Source organism: Gordonia sp. IITR100 (assembly GCF_002009645.1).
Classification (GTDB): Bacteria; Actinomycetota; Actinomycetes; order Mycobacteriales; family Mycobacteriaceae; genus Gordonia; species Gordonia hongkongensis.
The window spans coordinates 60787-77516 of the sequence record NZ_MVKV01000015.1; the positions used below are offsets into that span (position 1 = coordinate 60787).

Here is a 16730-nt window from a genome sequence, read left to right on the forward strand (position 1 = left end):
GGGCCGGCTCAGACGGACAGGTCGCGGCGCAGCTTGGCGACGTGTCCGGTGGCCCGGACGTTGTACTGCGCGAGTTCGATCGTGCCGTCGGCGTCGACCAGGAACGTCGACCGGATGACGCCGGTGACGGTCTTGCCGTACATCTTCTTCTCCCCGAATGCGCCCCACTCGGTGAGCACCTTCTTCTCCGGGTCGCTGAGCAACGGGAACGTCAGGCCCTCGGCCTCGACGAACTTCGCCAGCTTCGCGGGCTTGTCGGGGGAGATGCCGAGGACCGCGATCCCGGCCTCGTTCAGCTCGCCGAGGTTGTCGCGGAAATCGCACGCCTGCTTGGTGCACCCCGGGGTGGCCGCTGCGGGATAGAAGTAGACGACGACCTTGCGGCCGGCGTAGTCCGACAACGAGACCGGGTCGCCGTTCGCGTCGGGCAGCGTGAACGACGGCGCCGTGTCGCCCACGGACAGTCGGGTGGTGGTCTCAGCCATGAGAGCCAGGCTAGTGCATGGCGACATGCCCGGATGCCGGGATGTCGTAGCATCGAGTCGCTGCCATCTGGCGGTTCGTCCCCGGCGCCGAGAGGTCGTGCGGCGGCCGGGAAGTGAGAAGACCAACGAGAAGCGCCGGAAGGATGCAACGTGGCCGGAGATACCGAACGTATCGAGCAGGACATCGCCAAGGCCCGTGAGGACCTCGCCAGCACGCTCGACGCGCTGGCCGAGCGCGCCAACCCCCAGCGGCTCGCCGACGACGCCAAGTCGAAGGCTCTCGCGACACTGCAGACGCCTGCGGTGAAGTACGCACTCGCCGGGGTCGGCGCCCTGGTCCTGCTCGTCGTCGTCCGCAAGGTCGCCTCGCGATGACCCGCTGATCCAGCAATCGGCGGCGCGACCTCGTCCGCACGGGCCCGTCGAACGGCAGAAGCCACTCCGACCAGGCGATTTCACTTCTGCCGCGGGGGTCCTGTAAGGTTCCATCTCGCACCGCCAAGCGCCATTAGCTCAATTGGCAGAGCAGCTGACTCTTAATCAGCGGGTTCGGGGTTCGAGTCCCTGATGGCGCACAGAGTACTCAAGACGCCTCGCATCGAGCGAGGCGTCTTGTGGCGTCTCAGACGGTTTCGACCGCGGCCGGTGGTCGATGAACGGCAGATGAACGTTCGGCGTTTCGGGTGCGCAACACGCCGCTCGAATGGATGACGGCCGAAGCGTTCGGTCCGATCTCTCGTACACTGGTCCGCGACATCGGGGTTCGGAATGTCCGTTTCGGATTCGGGGTGTGCAGTGTTCTCAAGGTTGCGGGGCAGCGTGACCGACCGGTTCGGGGTCGGGGCGTCGACAGGCGGGAGTGAGATGGGGATCGGTCGTACTCGGCGGATGCCGCTGATCATCAGCGGTGTGATGTTGGCAATCGTCGCGCTGGTGACGTCGTGCACGCAGGAGGCGTCGTACTCCGACAACGTCAGCAGTTCGAGTCTCTTCGACGATCTGCTCAAGCCGGGTCTCGAGATCACCGAGTGGGCCGAACGTCCCCTGAACGACAACGCCGTCGGCGTGCAGCCGGGTGCGCCCATCAAGGTGAAGACCAGTGAGGGCACCATCAGCCGGGTGCTGATCAAGAAGTCCGACGGCACCCCCGTCAAGGGCACCCTCGCCGACAACGACACGGTGTGGGTCAGCAACGAGGCCCTCGGCTACAACCGCACCTACACCCTGGAGACCGACGCGGTGGGCATCGGTGGTGCGGTCACCAAGAAGGTCACCTTCACCACGAGCAGCCCCAACAACCTGACGCAGGCGTATCTGACACCGAGTCCCGGCGAGACCGTCGGTATCGGACAGCCGGTCGCGGTGAAGTTCGACGAGCCGATCGCGGATCGTCGTGCGGCGCAGCGCGCCATCCGGATCACCACCGACCCTCCGGTCGAAGGGGCCTTCTACTGGATCAGCCCGAGCGAGGTCCGGTGGCGGCCGGCGGAGTACTGGAAGCCGGGCACCAAGGTGCGGGTCGCGGTCAACACCTACGGCATCGACCTGGGTGACGGACTCTTCGGCCAGGAGAACGTGCGGACCAACTTCACCGTCGGACGCTCGATGATCGTCACGGCCGACGACAACACCAAGCAGGTCGTCTTCGAACGCGACGGCAAGGTCATCCGGACCATGCCGACGTCGATGGGCAAGGCCGGCGACGAGACCGACAACGGCATCTACCTGGTCTCGGACAAGCACGACCACATCATCATGGACTCGTCGACCTACGGCGTGCCGGTCAATTCGTCGAACGGTTACCGCACCCCGGTCGACTACGCGACCCGGATGTCCTACAGCGGCATCTTCTTCCACTCCGCACCATGGTCGGTGTGGGCGCAGGGCAACACCAATACGAGTCACGGCTGCCTGAACCTGAGTCCGGAGAACGCTCTCTGGGTCATGGAGAACACCCTCCGCGGCGACCCGGTCATCGTGAAGAACACCACGGGCGGAACATTGTCGGGCACCGATGGTCTCGGCGACTGGAACATCCCATGGTCGGTGTGGCGCAAGGGCAACGCCGACAACGCCTGACGCTCAGCACGCCTTCGGACGCCACCGAACCGCAGCGCGGTCGGTGGCGTCCGTGCGTCAGCGGGACCCGACGCGGAACGTGCGACTCGTCCCAGAGACGGGCCTCGTCGACCCGTTCGCATCGCGGCTGTCCCCGAAGTAGCGGATGCGGTACATCCCGGACGCGTCCGTCGGCGACCGCCAGGTGATCGTGATCCGCGACGTGTCGGTGCTGCCGGCCGGGCGCGCCCACCGGAACTCCGTGGACCAGTCGTTGTCGTCGGCGACCGTCGTCCACTCGCTGCCGGTACGCCGCTGCACCTCGAGATAGGTCCGGCCGTGCCGGAAGTCGTTGTTGGGATGCGCGCCGACGAACTGCACGGTCACGATCGAACCGGGGCGGTACGTGGCGTCGGGTTCACGCAGGACGTCGCCGTAGCGTCGGCCCGGTATCGGACGGTCGGCGGGGACCGGGGGCACCAGGTCGGGTTGCAGTCCGGACTTGTCGACCGGCGCCGGACCACGGCCGATCCGGCGTCCGGACGACATGGCCGCGGCGAGCGCGGCGAACTCCTGCAGGTAGGCGGACAGGGTGTACCGCCCGAATTGGGTCTCGCCGCCTTCGTAGTGCTGCAGGTCGTATTCCTCGGGCGTCGTGACGTACTGGGTGTAGGCGTTCGCGAACCCCTGCACGAGGACGTTGTCGACGTCGGTCCGCAGTTCGTCGGCGACCACTCGACGCAGCCGCAGACCCGCGACGACGGTGACCTCGGCGGGTACGGCGACGAGCACGAGTTCGCCGATGCGCATGAGCTGCAGCGGCACCACCGCCGGGATCCAGCCCGAGGGCGGCAGCAGACCTAGCGGGAACGCGATCAGTTTGGGCGCCTGCATGTCTCGCATCCACGGTACGATCGGCGGGACGCGGTCTCCGCCGAGCGCGGTGACGAGGGGATTGGTCATGCCCTCCACGAGGAAGGGGAGCGGTTTCTCGTAGTTGTCCTCGCTGCTGGTCGCGACCGCGCCGGCACCCATCATCGCGGGGGTGGTCGACGCCGGTCGGCCGTCGGGTGTGTAGGTACCGGAGATCCGGACCGCCGACATGTCGACGTACCGCACGATGGAGTCGACGCCGCCCCGGGTCATCGGGCGGGCCGCCTCGAAGCCTCGCCGTCCGGCGACGTACTGACGCTCGCCGATGAGTTCGCAGTTGCGTCTGTTGTCCGATGTCGGTCCGCGCGGATCGAACTGCGCGAGTGCGAGGTTCGGCGTCATGTCGCCGGAGTTGGTCTGTGGGAACGCGGCCACGAACCCGGGCTGGGTGCGCTCCCACAGGTGGCTCGCGTAACCCTTGTTGTCGCCGGCGATGAGGACGTTGCGGTCGGTGAGAGACGTGCCGTGTGTCGGGAACCAGGTGATGGCACCGACATCCCGGCCGCCGGAGGCGTCGTGCCGCCGCAGTCGTAGCACCGTCACCTGAGGGTCGATCGCATCGGGGAAGTGCCGCTTGTCTGCCGACGGGTTCGCGTCGAAGGCGACCCGGGATCGATTCCGGCTGGCGTCGTGCAGTTCCTCGCGGCCGATCGTGACGCTGCCGGGCGCGAGATTCTCGTGCGCGCGAACGATCGCGGCGAACATGCCGTCGATCTCGGCGTCGTAGGAGTTCTTCTTGAACCCGAACGCGGCGAGCGAATACGCGTAGTCCCAGGACGTGCCGCCGCAGGAGGCGTGCGTGTGCTGTGCATTCAGATTCACGTTCGATTCGGTGTACAAGGAGCCGAATCGGTTGCGCAGCTTGACCATCAGGCCCATGTGGTGCGACTGGAACAGGCACGCGAGGTCGGCGGTCAGGAAGACGACGCGCTGCCCGGTGGCGGGATCGACGATGATGTAGGCCCGCGCCCAGCAACGCTGCAGGAGCCCGGCCGCGACCTGCTCTGGATTCGAATACCCCATCATGCCCTGGCCGGCGACCGCGCCCGTGACATCTCCGATGCCGCAGCCGACGAGGTAACTCGTCGACCCCGGGGGCGACGCGCCGGCCGGGGCGGCGGACAGGCCGGACCCGAGCCCGGCCGCGGCGGCGGTCGCGGCGGCACCGGCCATCAACTGTCTGCGCGTGAGGTCCACGTGCCGTCCTTCCGGGCGTCGGACGACACCGGCAGACGTGCGGTGTCATCGCGGCACACACCCTGACGGCGCGGCCGTGTGGTCGAGATCAGTTCAGGACGTCGAACTCAGTCGTTGTCGTCGCCGCCCGGGATCCCGATGATGAACCCGATCCCGATGATGATGCACGAGATCAGGGCAACGGCAGGCATGACCCAGTAGGAAGGCATGTGGTGAACGTTACTGCGAGGCATGCCCATGCGCCCGGCTTCGGGGACTTTCGGGGACGAAGGTCCCCGGTCGGGTGCGACCCCGAAACGACGGGCCAGATGTAGCTCTTCGTTGCGCCAGGAGCAACGACGCACTACATCTGCGTGCCCGACTGGAGTCCGGCCAGTGCGTCGGCCAGATAGTCGTCCTCGGCCTCGTTGCCGGGCAGGTCGAGTGCGCGGCGGTACGCGTCGGCCGCACTGCGGTCGTCGCCCAGTTCGCTCAGCGTGAGGGCACGGGCGATGTGAAAGGGCCGGAACCGGTCGAGTTGTGTGTCCGGCTGCAATCGATCGAGCATCGCGATACCGCGCGCTGGGCCGTACGCGCGTCCGACGGCGACTGCGCGACCGACGCGCACCACGGGTCCGGGATCGTGCACTTCGAGTAGTCGGTACAGGACGGCGATCTGGGTCCAGTCGGTCTCGTCCGCGGTGGCGGCCTCGGCGTGCACGGCCGCGATCGCCGCCTGGATCGTGTACAGACCGGCGTCTGCTTGTGCCGCAGCGTGTTCCGCGAGCGCGACGCCCTCGGCGACGAGCGCCCGGTCCCAGAGCCGGCGATCCTGGTCATCCAGCGGAACCGGTCGGCCGTCGGAGTCGAGTCGAGCCGGCCGGCGGGACTGGGTGAGCAACAGAAGGGCGAGCAGTCCGGTCGTCTCGGCGTTGGGGAGCAGTGCGCGCAGGGTGCGCGCGAGGGCGACGGCCTCGCCGGTGAGATCGTCGCGGATGTGCGCGTCCCCGGTCGAGCGCGCGAACCCCTCGGAGAACAGCAGGTAGATGACTCGCAGGACCCCGCCGAGCCGACGCGGGAGATCGCCGTCGCGCGGCGGCGCGAACGGAACACCCAGCGCGCCAATTCGCTTCTTGGCGCGCACGATTCGCTGCTGGGTCGTCGGTACCGGGATCAGCAGCGCATGCGCGACCTCCGCGGTGGTCAGCCCGGCGACGAACCGGAGGGTGAGCGCGACTCGATCCTCGGCGCGTAGCACGGGATGGGCGCAGGCGAAGAACATGCCGAGGCGTTCGTCCGGCAACCCCGGTGGCGGCGCCTCGGCCGGGTCTCTGAACTCCGCAGGGGTGGAGGCACGTTCGCTCTCGGTGTGCAGGCGGGCCAGTTTCCCGGCGAGGACGGATTCACGCCGCACCACGTCGAGCGCCTTGCGTTTGGCCGTCGTCGTCAGCCATGCCTCCGGTGAATCCGGGACTCCGGTACGCGACCAGGTGATCAGGGCCTGCGCGATCGCGTCCTGCAACGCGTCCTCCGCGAGGTCGAGATCGCCGAACTTCTTCGTGAGCGTGGCGAGTACACGGGAACGGACGTCGCGATCGACGGCCGACACCGCCCGGCGGGCCACGGACCCTGCGGAATTCGTGGCCGCCGAACGGTGTGAATTGTTCGTCATCGCTCAGTACGGTGCGAGCGGCCGGATCTCGACATGGCCGCCGGGCGCCGAACCGGGGCTGCGGCGGGCCCACTCGATCGCCTCGTCGACGTTCGCGACGTCGATGACGTACACCCCGCCGACGAACTCCCGCACCTCGGCGAACGGCCCGGACGACGCGACCACCCGCTCGCCGCTGTCGTCGGTGTGCACCACCGCGCGCTCGTCCTCCAGCGCGAAGGAGTTGACGACGACACCGGCCTTGGTGATCTCCTCGTCGAAGGCGAAGAACTCTTCGGGGCTGGCGCCACCGTCCTCACCACAGGCCGGATCGTTGACATGTCCCATGAGCAGCAATGCGTACTTCATCGTTCCTCCAGTCTCGGCCGACTGATGTGGCCATGATGCCGAACCGGATCGGTCCGACACCATGGTGACGTACGGCGATTCCGGATATCGACAGCAAGCCGGGGAAGAGACCGCAGCACCAAAAAGCCCCGCCTGCGGATCGCAGACGGGGCTTCGTCGGGGTGGATGACGGGACTCGAACCCGCGACAGCCAGGATCACAACCTGGTGCTCTACCAACTGAACTACATCCACCATCGGCGTCGGAAACCTGGGCGTCAGCGCCGGGTCTCAGAGCCATCAACACTCTAGCGGGTCGGTGCCGCAGAACTCCAATCGGTTACCCGACCTGCGTGTTCAGGCGGGGCCGAGGTCCTTGACGATCTCGGCGAGGGCATCGGTGTCCGGGCCGGGGGCGGGCACGAACGCCGCGGCGCGGTAGTAGCGGAGTTCCCGGATCGACTCGCGGATGTCCGCGAGGGCCCGGTGCGCGAGCCCCTTCTCGGGCTGGCCGAAATAGACCTTGGGGTACCAGCGCCGGCACAATTCCTTGATCGAGCTGACGTCGACCATGCGGTAGTGCAGGTAGGCGTCGAGTTCGGGCATGTCCCGCGTGATGAATCCACGGTCGGTACCGATCGAGTTGCCCGCGAGGGGGACCGCGCCGGCGGTGGTCACATGCTTGCGGATGTAGTCGAGCACCAGCTTCTCGGCTTCGGCGAGGGTGACGGTGGACGCCCGCACCTCCTCGGTGAGACCCGAGGCCGCATGCATCTTGGTCACCACGTCGGGCATCGACGCCAGCGCCTCGTCGTCGGCGTGGATCACGACATCGACACCGTCGCCGAGGATGTTGAGGTCGCCGTCGGTCACCAGGGCCGCGATCTCGATGAGTTTGTCCGACTCGAGTCGGAGTCCGGTCATCTCGCAGTCGATCCACACCAGTTTGTCCTGCACCCGACAACCTTAGCCAACCTCGCGCGCGAATCCGTGGGACATCGGCCCCCGAGGTCTATCGTGTGCTTGTGACCGAAGCCTCCAGTCCGGCGCAGCACATCGCCGCCGGATACGCGTTCAGCACCGCCGCACTCGAACTGGGCGCCGTCTCGGTGGCGGGGCAGGTGGATCCCGCGGCGAAGGTCCGAATCCCGCTGTCGATGATGAACCGGCACGGTCTCGTCGCCGGCGCGACCGGGACGGGAAAGACCAAGACGCTGCAGCTCATCGCCGAGCAACTGTCGAGCAACGGCGTTCCTGTCGTCATGGCCGACATCAAGGGCGACCTGTCCGGACTCAGCCGAGCGGGCGTGGGCAACGACAAGATCGCCGAACGCTCCCACCAGACCGGCGACGACTGGCAACCGGCAGCGCACCCGGTCGAGTTCGTCTCGCTGGGTTCGGAGGGAATCGGGGTACCGATCCGTGCGACCATCACCTCGTTCGGGCCGATCCTGCTCAGTAAGGTGTTGGGGCTCAACGCCACCCAGGAGTCGACGCTGGGCCTCATCTTCCACTGGGCGGACAAGAAGGCCTTGCCGCTTCTCGATCTGAAGGATCTGCGGTCGGTCATCGCCTTCCTCACCAGCGACGAGGGCAAGGCCGAACTGAAGGGGATCGGCGGGGTGTCGCGGCAGACCGCCGGCGTGATCCTGCGGGCGCTGTCGAATCTCGAGGCCGACGGCGGTGACACGTTCTTCGGCGAACCCGAGATCGATCCCGCCGACCTCATCCGGACGGCGCCCGACGGACGCGGCATCATCACGTTGTTCGAGCTCGGTACCCAGGCGGCCCGCCCCGCGCTCTTCTCGACCTTCCTCATGTGGATTCTGGCCGATCTGTTCGAGTTCCTGCCGGAGGTGGGCGACCTCGACAAACCGAAGCTGGTCTTCATCTTCGACGAATCGCATCTGCTGTTCGACGACGCGTCGAAAGCCTTTGTGGACCAGGTCGTCCAGACGGTGAAACTGATCCGGTCGAAGGGCGTCGGCGTGTTCTTCTGCTCCCAGCTGCCGACGGACATCCCGAAAGAAGTGTTGTCCCAGCTGGGTGCCCGGATCCAGCACGCGCTGCGGGCCTTCACCCCCGACGACCAGAAGGCGCTGCGTACGACGGTCAAGACCTACCCCGTGTCGGAGGTCTACGACCTCGAGCAGGTGCTGACCTCTCTCGGTACGGGCGAGGCGGTCGTGACCGTGCTGTCCGAGCGCGGTGCGCCGACCCCGGTCGCGTGGACGGTGGTCCGAGCGCCCCGGTCGGCGATGGAGGCCATCGGCGCCGACGCCGTCACCTCGGCGGCGAAAGCCGGGCCGTTGTACGCGAAGTACGGCACGCCCATCGACCGCGAGTCGGCGTACGAGATCCTGGCCGCCAACACCCTCGCACCGGGGGAGCCCGCCGACGCACCGGCACCCGTGCCGCCGACGCCGGCCCCGGAGCCGATGCCGGAGGAGCCGGGGCTGCTGACCGAGGTGCTCACGAGCAAGCCGATGCAGAGTTTCCTGCGATCGGCGGCCAGCGCAGCCGGACGTGAGTTCAGTCGCGCGATCTTCGGCACGGGGCGTCGCCGCCGGCGCTGAACGGCGGTCTAGACGACTCCTACTCTGCGCTGAACTTGCGGTAGAAGCCGCCGACGATCGGGGCCACCACCCCGCGCGGTGTGTACCCGCCGGCCACCGACATCGCCTTGGACAGGGTGCCGGGCACGACGCGCATCTTGTTGTGCGCCAACGCGTCCAGACTCATTTCGGCGACCTTGGCCGAGGAGTGCCACAGGAAGTCCGGGACGACCTTGTCGACGATGGACGCCTCGTCCGGGGTGGGAGTGTGCGTGCGCACCGGGCCGGGCGCGAGCAGGGTGACGTGCACGCCCTGCCCGGACACCTCGCCGCGCAGGGACTCGCTGAAGCTGTTCACGAAGGCTTTCGATGCCGCGTACGTCGCGTTGTTGGGAATCGGCATGTTTCCGGCGGCTGACCCGACCATCAGGATGCCGCCCGAGCCGCGCCTGACCATCTGCGGGAGCACCGCCAGGGTGAGGTCGTGGACCGCGTTGACGTTGAGGCGGACCTGCGCGCGTTCGTAGTCGGCGTCGAGGTCGGCGACCGGTCCGAAGGTCGCGATGCCCGCGTTGTTGCAGAGGATCGAGATGTCGCGGCCGGCGAACTCGGCGGCGAGCACTTCCACCTTCGTCGGGTCTGACAGGTCGACCGCGCGGACCTCGACCGAGACCTCGTGTGCCGTGCGGAGTTCGCCGGCGAGTTCCTCGAGAAGGTCGCCCCGGCGGGCGACGAGGATGACCGAATGACCCCGGGCGGCCAGCGCGCGTGCGAGTTCCCGTCCGATTCCGGACGAGGCCCCGGTGACGACGGCACGGGCGGTGGCGGAGGGCGGCGGTACCGGCATGTCGCAATGGTAGCCGCCGCCTCTCGCGCCGAGACCGAGCGTCAGTCGATGCCGGCGGCGACCTCGGTGCCCTGCCGGATCGCGCGCTTGGCGTCGAGCTCGCCGGCGTAATCGGCCCCGCCGATCACATGCGTCGTGACCCCGGCCAGCGTCAACGGATCGACCAGATCGCGTACCGACTCCTGGCCCGCGCAGATCACCACGTTGTCGACCTCGAGCACGCGGGTGTCGGTGACGTTGCCCTCGTCGTCGCGGAAGCTCAGATGCAGGCCCTGGTCGTCGATCTTGTCGTACGACGCGCCGCTGATCTGTTCGACGCCCTTCATCTTCATCGTCGCGCGATGGACCCATCCGGTGGTCTTGCCGAGGGACTTGCCCTGCTTACCGACCTTGCGCTGGACCAGGTAGACCTGACGCACCGGCGGAAGCGGCCGCGGCTTGGTGACGAAGCCGGGCTTCTCCGGATCCTCCGTCACGCCCCATTCCTGTTCCCACTCTTTGAGATTCACCGTCGGCGACTCGTCGGTGGTGAGGAACTCGCTGACGTCGAAACCGATGCCGCCGGCACCGATCACGGCCACACGCTTGCCGATCTCCCGATGTCCGAGCACGGCGTCGGCGTACGACATCGCCATCGGGTGGTCGACGCCGGGGAACGTCGGGATGCGCGGCACTACACCCGTCGCGACGATCACGTCGTCGAACTTCTCGGCGATGATCTGCTCGGCGTCGGCGCGGGTGTTCAGCCGGACCTCGATACCGAGCACCTCGATCTGACGGGTGAAGTAGCGGATCGTCTCGCTGAACTCCTCCTTGCCGGGAATGCGTGCGGCGATGGAGAACTGGCCGCCGATGGAGTCGCCGCCCTCGAACAGGGTGACCTTGTGGCCTCGCTTGGCGCCGGCGACGGCGGCCGACAGGCCGGCCGGGCCCGCGCCGATCACGGCGAGGCGCTTGGCCTTTCGTGTCGGACCCAGGATGAGCGTGGTCTCGCGTCCCGCGATCGGGTTCACCAGGCACGACACGTGTTTGCCGACGAAGGCGTGGTCGAGGCAGGCCTGGTTGCAGCCGATGCAGGTGTTGATCTCGTCGGAGCGACCCTCGCGGGCCTTGTTCGCCAGGTGGGGATCGGCGAGGAACGGCCGGGCCATCTGGATGGCGTCGACGCGTCCGTTCGCGAGGATCTCCTCGCCGAGTTCCGGGGTGTTGATGCGGTTGGCCGCGATCAGCGGGATCGAGACCTCGTCGCGGAGCCGTTCGGTGAACTTCACGAACGCGCCGCGCGGCACCGAGGTGACGATGGTGGGAACCTGGGCCTCGTGCCAGCCGATGTCGGTGTTGATGGCGTCGACGCCGTACTGCTCGGCCTTGCGAGCCATCAGCGCGACCTCGTCCCAGGTCTGTCCCTTGCGGATCAGGTCGGCGATCGACTGACGCAGGATCACCGGGTAGTCGCGGGGGACCTGACGGCGGATCTCCTTGATGACCTCGACCAGGAAACGCTGGCGGTTCTCGGTGTTGCCGCCCCATTTGTCGGTGCGGTCGTTGGTGTGGGGGCAGAGGAACTGGTTGATGAGGTAGCCCTCGCCGCCCATGATCTCGATGGCGTCGTAGCCGGCCTTGCGTGCCAGCTTGGCGGACTGCCCGAACGACCTGATGACGTGGCGGATGATCGGCTCGGTCATCTTCAGATGCTTGAAGGGGTGGATCGGCGACGGATCGGTGCCGGGAGCGACCTTGAACGGCGTGTATCCGTAGCGGCCGGCGTGGATCAGCTGCATCGCGATCTTGCCGCCCTCGTCGTGCACGGCCTTGGTCACGCGCTTGTGGCGGGTCATGTCGACGACGTTGGTCATCTTGCCGCCGGCGAAGGCGAGCAAACCCGTCCGGCTGGTGCCGAAGCCGCCGGTGATGATCAGTCCCGCACCGCCTTTGGCGCGTTCGGCGAAGTACGCGGCCAGCTTGTCGGTGTCCCAGAACCGGTCCTCGAGACCGGTGTGCATCGAACCCATGACCAGTCGGTTCTCGATGGTCATGCCGCCGATCTGCAGGGGCGTGAACAGGTGCGGATAGTGCTGGTTCGGTTGTGCCGTCGGGGCTGACATGGCGCGACCTTTCATCTCGGTGAACCTGGGTGGACGGATTGGCGGTATCGAAGGTGTTGCGGGACTGGCTAACTCAGCTCTCGGTCAATTCCCGTTCGAGTCCGTGGATGACCTCGTCGCACCATTCGATGTATCCCTGCTCCTGGCGGATGCCGCCGCGGAGGACGAGGTACTGGTGCAGCTTGCGGCCGGTGAGCGTGTCGGGATCGGGGTAGTAGTCGGCCTGGAAGCCGGTGTAGAGCTTCAGTTGCGCGAGGTGCTCGTCGCGGTGGGCCTTGAGTTCGCCGATGATGGCGGCGAGGTCGCCGAACTCCGCGGCCCGCAGCTTCACGCCGATGTCGCTGCGGAGCGGTTGCAGTGGGGTCGGACTCATCGCCCAGTCGGCCAGGGCGTCGCGCCCGGCATCGGAGATCGTGTAGACCTTCTTGTCCGGACGGCCGTCCTGACTGATCGACTCGACGCTGACCAGTTCGTCGTCGAGGAGCTTCTTCAGCGTCCGGTAGATCTGCTGGTGCGTGGCTGACCAGAAGTAGCCAATGCTGCGGTCGAATTGTTGACCGATCTCATAGCCCGTTCCCGGTCGCTCGGCCAGCGACACCAGAATCGCGTGTTCGAGCGCCATGAGAGCAAGCTACCACTGCAACAACGCACTATGCAACAAGGTGTATATGAGTCGAGTTGCATATCGGGCGGCGGCGACGCCGACCCAGGAGGACCCGAAGTGAGGCGTCGTCAGCATCCGTGCCGCACACTGTTCGGCATGGGTGAACCGGAGACGAGGTCTCGGAATCTGCTGTCCTGGAAGCTGACCGACAACGCGGTCGTGGCACCGGAGGAACGGCTGACCTGGCCGCGGACGGTCAGCATCGGCCTGCAGCACGTGGTCGCCATGTTCGGCGCGACCTTCCTCGTCCCGGTGCTGACCGGATTCCCACCGTCGACGACGCTGTTCTTCTCCGGCGTCGGCACGATCCTGTTCCTGCTGATCACCCGCAACCGCCTGCCCAGTTACCTGGGTTCGAGTTTCGCCATCATCGCGCCGGTGACGGCCGCCGTCGCCTCCGACGGGGCGTCGTCGGCGCTCGGGGGACTCGTGGCGGTCGGCGCACTGCTCGTCGTCATCGGGCTCATCAGCCATTTCGCGGGTGTTCGGTGGATCGAGACCCTGATGCCACCCGTCGTGACCGGCGCGATCGTCGCCTTGATCGGGCTCAATCTGGCGCCGGCGGCCAAGAACAACTTCGTCGCCGATCCCGTCCTGGCGACGATCGTGCTGGTGCTGCTGGTGGCATCCGCGGTGCTGTTCCGCGGGCTGCTCGGTCGCCTGGCGATCTTCTTGAGCGTCGTGGCCGGCTATGTCCTCGCGCTGATCCTCGACCGGATCGACAGCGACAACGACTACATCGACACCTCCGCCATCGGCGACGCCGCCTGGATCGGACTGCCCGACTTCCAGACGCCCACGTTCGACCTGGGTGTCCTGCCGTTGTTCCTCCCCGTGGTGCTGGTGCTCGTCGTCGAGAACATCGGCCACGTGAAGTCGGTCGCGATGATGACCGGGAAGGACTACGACGCGACCATGGGTCGGGCGCTGGCCGCGGACGGAGTGGCCACCATGCTGGCCGGCAGCGGCGGCGGGTCGGCCACGACGACCTACGCCGAGAACATCGGCGTGATGTCGGCGACCAAGGTGTACTCGACAGCAGCCTATTGGGTGGCCGGCGGCGCGGCGATCCTGCTCGGACTGTCGCCCAAGGTCGGCGCCGTGATCGCCGCGATCCCGCCTGGCGTGCTCGGCGGTGTCACGACCGCGCTCTACGGTCTGGTCGGTGTCATCGGCGTCCAGATCTGGGTGGCGAACAAGGTCGATTTCTCCAAACCGATCAATCAGTTCACCGCGGCGATCCCGCTCATCATCGGCATCGCCGACTACACCTGGCAGGTCGGCGACCTCGTGTTCGCCGGCATCTCGCTGGGCTCGGTCGCGGCACTGGTCATCTATCACTCCATGCGCCTCATCGGCGGGTGGCGGGGGACGGTGGATGTCGGCCGGACGGGCACTCACCACGGCGACGCATAGGTGTCCGACCGACGAACCCCAACTCGACTGATCGACTTCGATCGAGGTCCAGGAGTCGAGTTGAGGTTCGCAGGTGGACGGTCGCGAGGGGACCGGGATAAAACAGACGACTACTCGAAAGCCTGGCGTGTGTTCGAGTCGCGGCTCACCACGGCAGCCGTAGCGGGATGTCGGGAATCGGCCCCGGCAGGTCGATGTCCCCGTCGGCGCGATCGTTGAACAGATAGAGCCACCACAGGGGAGCGGGTGCGCCGACCGGTGGCGGGAGTTCGGCGACGTCGGGCTTGCGAGGGACGTAGAGGTCGGGTTCGGCGCCGACGATGACCTTCACCATGTTCTGGAAGGCCGTGGATTCCGGGTCGTTCCAATAGGCACCGTGGGTGACCAGACCACCGTCGACCCTGCGTCGATCTGCGTCGAATGTGCGCTCGTCGAGGTCGACTGTGCCGGTGTCGAGCCTGATCACGCCGGGCGCGGTGTCGGGGTCATGGCCATGGGGGTTTCCGGGAAAGGACTGGACGTAGTGGATCGGGTCGCCCGGGAAGGTCAGCGAGTATCGATCCACGCCGTCGGGATGCGGGGTGTCGTAGATGCCGGTGCCCGCCGACGACGCGTAGATGACGCGGTCGGGGGACAAACCGAGTTGTTCGGCCGAGCCCACGACCGACCCGCCGTAGCTGTGGCCGATGTAGGTGGTGGTCGCGCCGGGTGCGAGATGCGCGATCTCGGCGTCGAGTTCACGACCGAACAGCTCCAGGCGGTGCGCCATGGCCGCGGCAAAGCTCGGACTCGCCGCCGAGCGGAGGTCGGGCGGGAGGTCGCCGTCGAGGTAGAGGAACACCGGGCCGCCGGTGCGTGCCGCGAGTTCGGCTGCGGCCGTGCGGTTGTGGCCGACCACGGTGTCGAGGTTCGTGCCGGTCCCGGGCACGTAGGTCGCCGTGTTCGGGGTACCGGGCCGCAACGATCCGATCATCTCGACCAGGCGTCCGCGCGGGGTGTTGACGAAGGTGATGAAGGTCCGCTCGACGAGTCCGTCGTCGCCGCGGGGTGTCTCGTCGGCGATCGGGTCGGGGCTGGGCTCGAGGAGTCCGCGCAGGGTCCGAGCTCTTCGGCCGTGCCCGCGACCGGCCGCCATCTCGTCGAGAAGCGCGTTGCGGATGTTGATCTCGTTGGCCTGGGCGCGGATCGCGAACGGGACGCCCGGTAGGTTCCCGACGACGTGTGGGTTCGCCTGCATCAGGCGTCGGACGTCGTCGGCATCCATCTGTTGGATGATGTCGCGGACCTGGGTCGGCGTGAGCGTCTCCAGCATGCGGACGGCCTGATCCGCGTCCATCTCGGCGCCCCCGGGCAGTGTGACGTCGGGTTGACCCGCCGTCATCGACGCGAGGTCGGCCGCGAAGGTCTCGAGTCGTGCACCGTAGCGCTCGTCGAGGGCGTCGACGGTGTCGAGAGCCTCGGCGATGGATTCCGCGAGAAGGGCGGCCTGACCGTCGAATTCGTGCTGTGGATGTGTCACCTCGCCGTCGTCGAAGACGGTGAAGCCCAGCCCCTCGGCGCCCCGGACGACACCAAGTGCGAAGTCGCGGGCGTAGCCGAGGTCGGCGGCGGCATCGGTGGCCTCGTCGGCGATCATCTGCACCACGTTGCGGACCTCGCCGGCATGATCGTGTTCCGCCCAGATGGCTTGGTGCGCAGCATCGTGCGTGCCGCCCGACCACCCCGAGGCGTCGTCGAAGGCACGCACCGCCCGACCGATGCCGGTGTCGATGCGCTCGGCGAGCGTCGAGGCAGCGGACCCGGCGGCGGCGATCGACTGCGGATCCCACGCGCGCAACTGCGAGAGGGTGGGTCGCATCAGCGGTTCCGAAGCGAGCGGAACCGGGTGCCCGACCGCGCGTCGGCGTCTGCCGTCGTCGCGTCGAACGCTCGCAGCATCTGGCTCATCGTCATCAGGCGTTCACCGATGGAGTCCACCGCCAGCCGTGCGGGTCCGATCGTGGCGGCGAGGGCACGCACGACGCGACTCGAGGGTCCGAGCGCCGCTCCGACGGCCTCGACATCCGCGGCGTGGATCGCGATCGCGGCGGCCCGCCAGGTGCGCGCGATGCCCTCGACCTCGGCGGGATCGACACCGAACAGCGATGCTTCTGAACCCTTCTGGTCTCGTCGACCAGATGAGAGGGGCGGAAAACCGGACAGAGAGCGGGGGAGCGTCATGATCCTCCAGGGAGTCGCGACCCACCGAGGTGTGGGGCAGGACTATGACGCACGGCGTGCCCCGAACGGTTCCCGATCCACTTCGAGCGGTCGGCGACAGGCACATGACGTGCCCCCGGCAGGACTCGAACCTGCGACCTAGGGATTAGAAGGCCCTTGCTCTATCCACCTGAGCTACGGAGGCTGACCGGCGAGCGTGACGTGGCGCACGAGCGGCCGGGCAGAGAGAGTCTACGACACCGTCATCGCTATGCCGTGCGCCACGGCGGGCCA

Annotated in this window: 14 protein-coding genes and 3 tRNA genes; 5 read left to right on the forward strand and 12 right to left on the reverse strand. The window is 67.4% G+C overall.

From position 1 onward, the window contains the following. Nucleotides 1–8: 8 nt before the first annotated feature. A complete protein-coding gene (gene bcp, locus B1818_RS18300; protein ID WP_055474734.1) occupies nucleotides 9–485 on the reverse strand; it encodes a thioredoxin-dependent thiol peroxidase in 477 nt (158 codons plus the stop codon). 150 nt (nucleotides 486–635) lie between these two features. On the opposite strand from bcp, the gene B1818_RS18305 reads away from it, so the two are divergent. From B1818_RS18305 to B1818_RS18320, 3 genes are all read left to right on the forward strand, one after another. Further along, the gene (locus B1818_RS18305) at nucleotides 636–860 is read left to right on the forward strand and encodes a DUF3618 domain-containing protein (protein WP_058250014.1); all 225 of its coding nucleotides are present in this window, start codon (nucleotides 636–638) and stop codon (nucleotides 858–860) included. Between the two features lie 127 nt (nucleotides 861–987). After that, nucleotides 988–1060, forward strand: a tRNA-Lys gene (locus B1818_RS18310). Between the two features lie 313 nt (nucleotides 1061–1373). Next, nucleotides 1374–2564, forward strand: coding sequence for an Ig-like domain-containing protein (locus B1818_RS18320; RefSeq protein ID WP_058250283.1), 1191 nt, complete (start codon nucleotides 1374–1376; stop codon nucleotides 2562–2564). 57 nt (nucleotides 2565–2621) lie between these two features. Here the strand turns inward: B1818_RS18320 and B1818_RS18325 are convergent, their stop codons facing one another. From B1818_RS18325 to orn, 5 genes are all read right to left on the reverse strand, one after another. After that, nucleotides 2622–4673, reverse strand: coding sequence for a neutral/alkaline ceramidase (locus B1818_RS18325; RefSeq protein ID WP_078113576.1), 2052 nt, complete (start codon nucleotides 4671–4673; stop codon nucleotides 2622–2624). Between the two features lie 343 nt (nucleotides 4674–5016). Continuing rightward, nucleotides 5017–6324 carry an RNA polymerase sigma factor gene (locus B1818_RS18330; RefSeq protein WP_078113577.1) on the reverse strand — a complete coding sequence of 436 codons (1308 nt, stop codon included), beginning with the start codon at nucleotides 6322–6324 and terminating at the stop codon, nucleotides 5017–5019. Between the two features lie 3 nt (nucleotides 6325–6327). Next, nucleotides 6328–6672 carry a YciI family protein gene (locus B1818_RS18335; RefSeq protein WP_010841666.1) on the reverse strand — a complete coding sequence of 115 codons (345 nt, stop codon included), beginning with the start codon at nucleotides 6670–6672 and terminating at the stop codon, nucleotides 6328–6330. 160 nt (nucleotides 6673–6832) lie between these two features. Then, nucleotides 6833–6905: transfer RNA gene (locus B1818_RS18340), tRNA-His, on the reverse strand. A gap of 102 nt (nucleotides 6906–7007) precedes the next feature. Then, nucleotides 7008–7607, reverse strand: a complete 600-nt coding sequence (gene orn / locus B1818_RS18345) for an oligoribonuclease (protein WP_078113579.1) — start codon at nucleotides 7605–7607, stop codon at nucleotides 7008–7010. 68 nt (nucleotides 7608–7675) lie between these two features. Between orn and B1818_RS18350 the strand changes: the two genes are divergently transcribed. After that, entirely contained in the window at nucleotides 7676–9226 is a 1551-nt protein-coding gene (locus B1818_RS18350) for a helicase HerA-like domain-containing protein (protein WP_078113580.1), read from the forward strand. A gap of 19 nt (nucleotides 9227–9245) precedes the next feature. Here the strand turns inward: B1818_RS18350 and cmrA are convergent, their stop codons facing one another. From cmrA to B1818_RS18365, 3 genes are all read right to left on the reverse strand, one after another. Further along, nucleotides 9246–10052, reverse strand: coding sequence for a mycolate reductase (gene cmrA / locus B1818_RS18355; protein WP_058250019.1), 807 nt, complete (start codon nucleotides 10050–10052; stop codon nucleotides 9246–9248). 41 nt (nucleotides 10053–10093) lie between these two features. Next, on the reverse strand, nucleotides 10094–12157 hold the full coding sequence (locus B1818_RS18360; RefSeq protein WP_078113603.1) for an NADPH-dependent 2,4-dienoyl-CoA reductase: 2064 nt from the start codon (nucleotides 12155–12157) through the stop codon (nucleotides 10094–10096). Nucleotides 12158–12230: 73 nt separating this feature from the next. Beyond that, complete coding sequence (locus B1818_RS18365; protein ID WP_058250020.1) at nucleotides 12231–12779, reverse strand: PadR family transcriptional regulator; 549 nt, start codon at nucleotides 12777–12779, stop codon at nucleotides 12231–12233. 138 nt (nucleotides 12780–12917) lie between these two features. On the opposite strand from B1818_RS18365, the gene B1818_RS18370 reads away from it, so the two are divergent. Then, complete coding sequence (locus tag B1818_RS18370) at nucleotides 12918–14237, forward strand: uracil-xanthine permease family protein (protein WP_068972489.1); 1320 nt, start codon at nucleotides 12918–12920, stop codon at nucleotides 14235–14237. Between the two features lie 145 nt (nucleotides 14238–14382). Here the strand turns inward: B1818_RS18370 and B1818_RS18375 are convergent, their stop codons facing one another. The 3 genes from B1818_RS18375 to B1818_RS18385 form a co-directional block, all read right to left on the reverse strand. Continuing rightward, nucleotides 14383–16095, reverse strand: coding sequence for an alpha/beta hydrolase (locus tag B1818_RS18375; protein ID WP_058250022.1), 1713 nt, complete (start codon nucleotides 16093–16095; stop codon nucleotides 14383–14385). Next, a complete protein-coding gene (locus B1818_RS18380; RefSeq protein ID WP_058250023.1) occupies nucleotides 16095–16457 on the reverse strand; it encodes a hypothetical protein in 363 nt (120 codons plus the stop codon). The genes B1818_RS18375 and B1818_RS18380 overlap by 1 nt, the downstream gene beginning before the upstream one ends. 110 nt (nucleotides 16458–16567) lie before the next feature. Further along, nucleotides 16568–16641 (reverse strand) — tRNA-Arg (locus B1818_RS18385). Between the last annotated feature and the right edge of the window lie 89 nt (nucleotides 16642–16730).

Coding starts and splice junctions, on each gene's coding strand:
- cmrA (WP_058250019.1), bottom strand. CDS start 10,052: ATGCCGGTACCGCCGCCCTCCGCCACCGCCCGTGCCGTCGTCACCGGG.
- B1818_RS18375 (WP_058250022.1), bottom strand. CDS start 16,095: ATGCGACCCACCCTCTCGCAGTTGCGCGCGTGGGATCCGCAGTCGATC.
- B1818_RS18330 (WP_078113577.1), bottom strand. CDS start 6,324: ATGACGAACAATTCACACCGTTCGGCGGCCACGAATTCCGCAGGGTCC.
- B1818_RS18370 (WP_068972489.1), top strand. CDS start 12,918: ATGGGTGAACCGGAGACGAGGTCTCGGAATCTGCTGTCCTGGAAGCTG.
- B1818_RS18360 (WP_078113603.1), bottom strand. CDS start 12,157: ATGTCAGCCCCGACGGCACAACCGAACCAGCACTATCCGCACCTGTTC.
- B1818_RS18365 (WP_058250020.1), bottom strand. CDS start 12,779: ATGGCGCTCGAACACGCGATTCTGGTGTCGCTGGCCGAGCGACCGGGA.
- B1818_RS18380 (WP_058250023.1), bottom strand. CDS start 16,457: ATGACGCTCCCCCGCTCTCTGTCCGGTTTTCCGCCCCTCTCATCTGGT.
- B1818_RS18335 (WP_010841666.1), bottom strand. CDS start 6,672: ATGAAGTACGCATTGCTGCTCATGGGACATGTCAACGATCCGGCCTGT.
- bcp (WP_055474734.1), bottom strand. CDS start 485: ATGGCTGAGACCACCACCCGACTGTCCGTGGGCGACACGGCGCCGTCG.
- B1818_RS18320 (WP_058250283.1), top strand. CDS start 1,374: ATGCCGCTGATCATCAGCGGTGTGATGTTGGCAATCGTCGCGCTGGTG.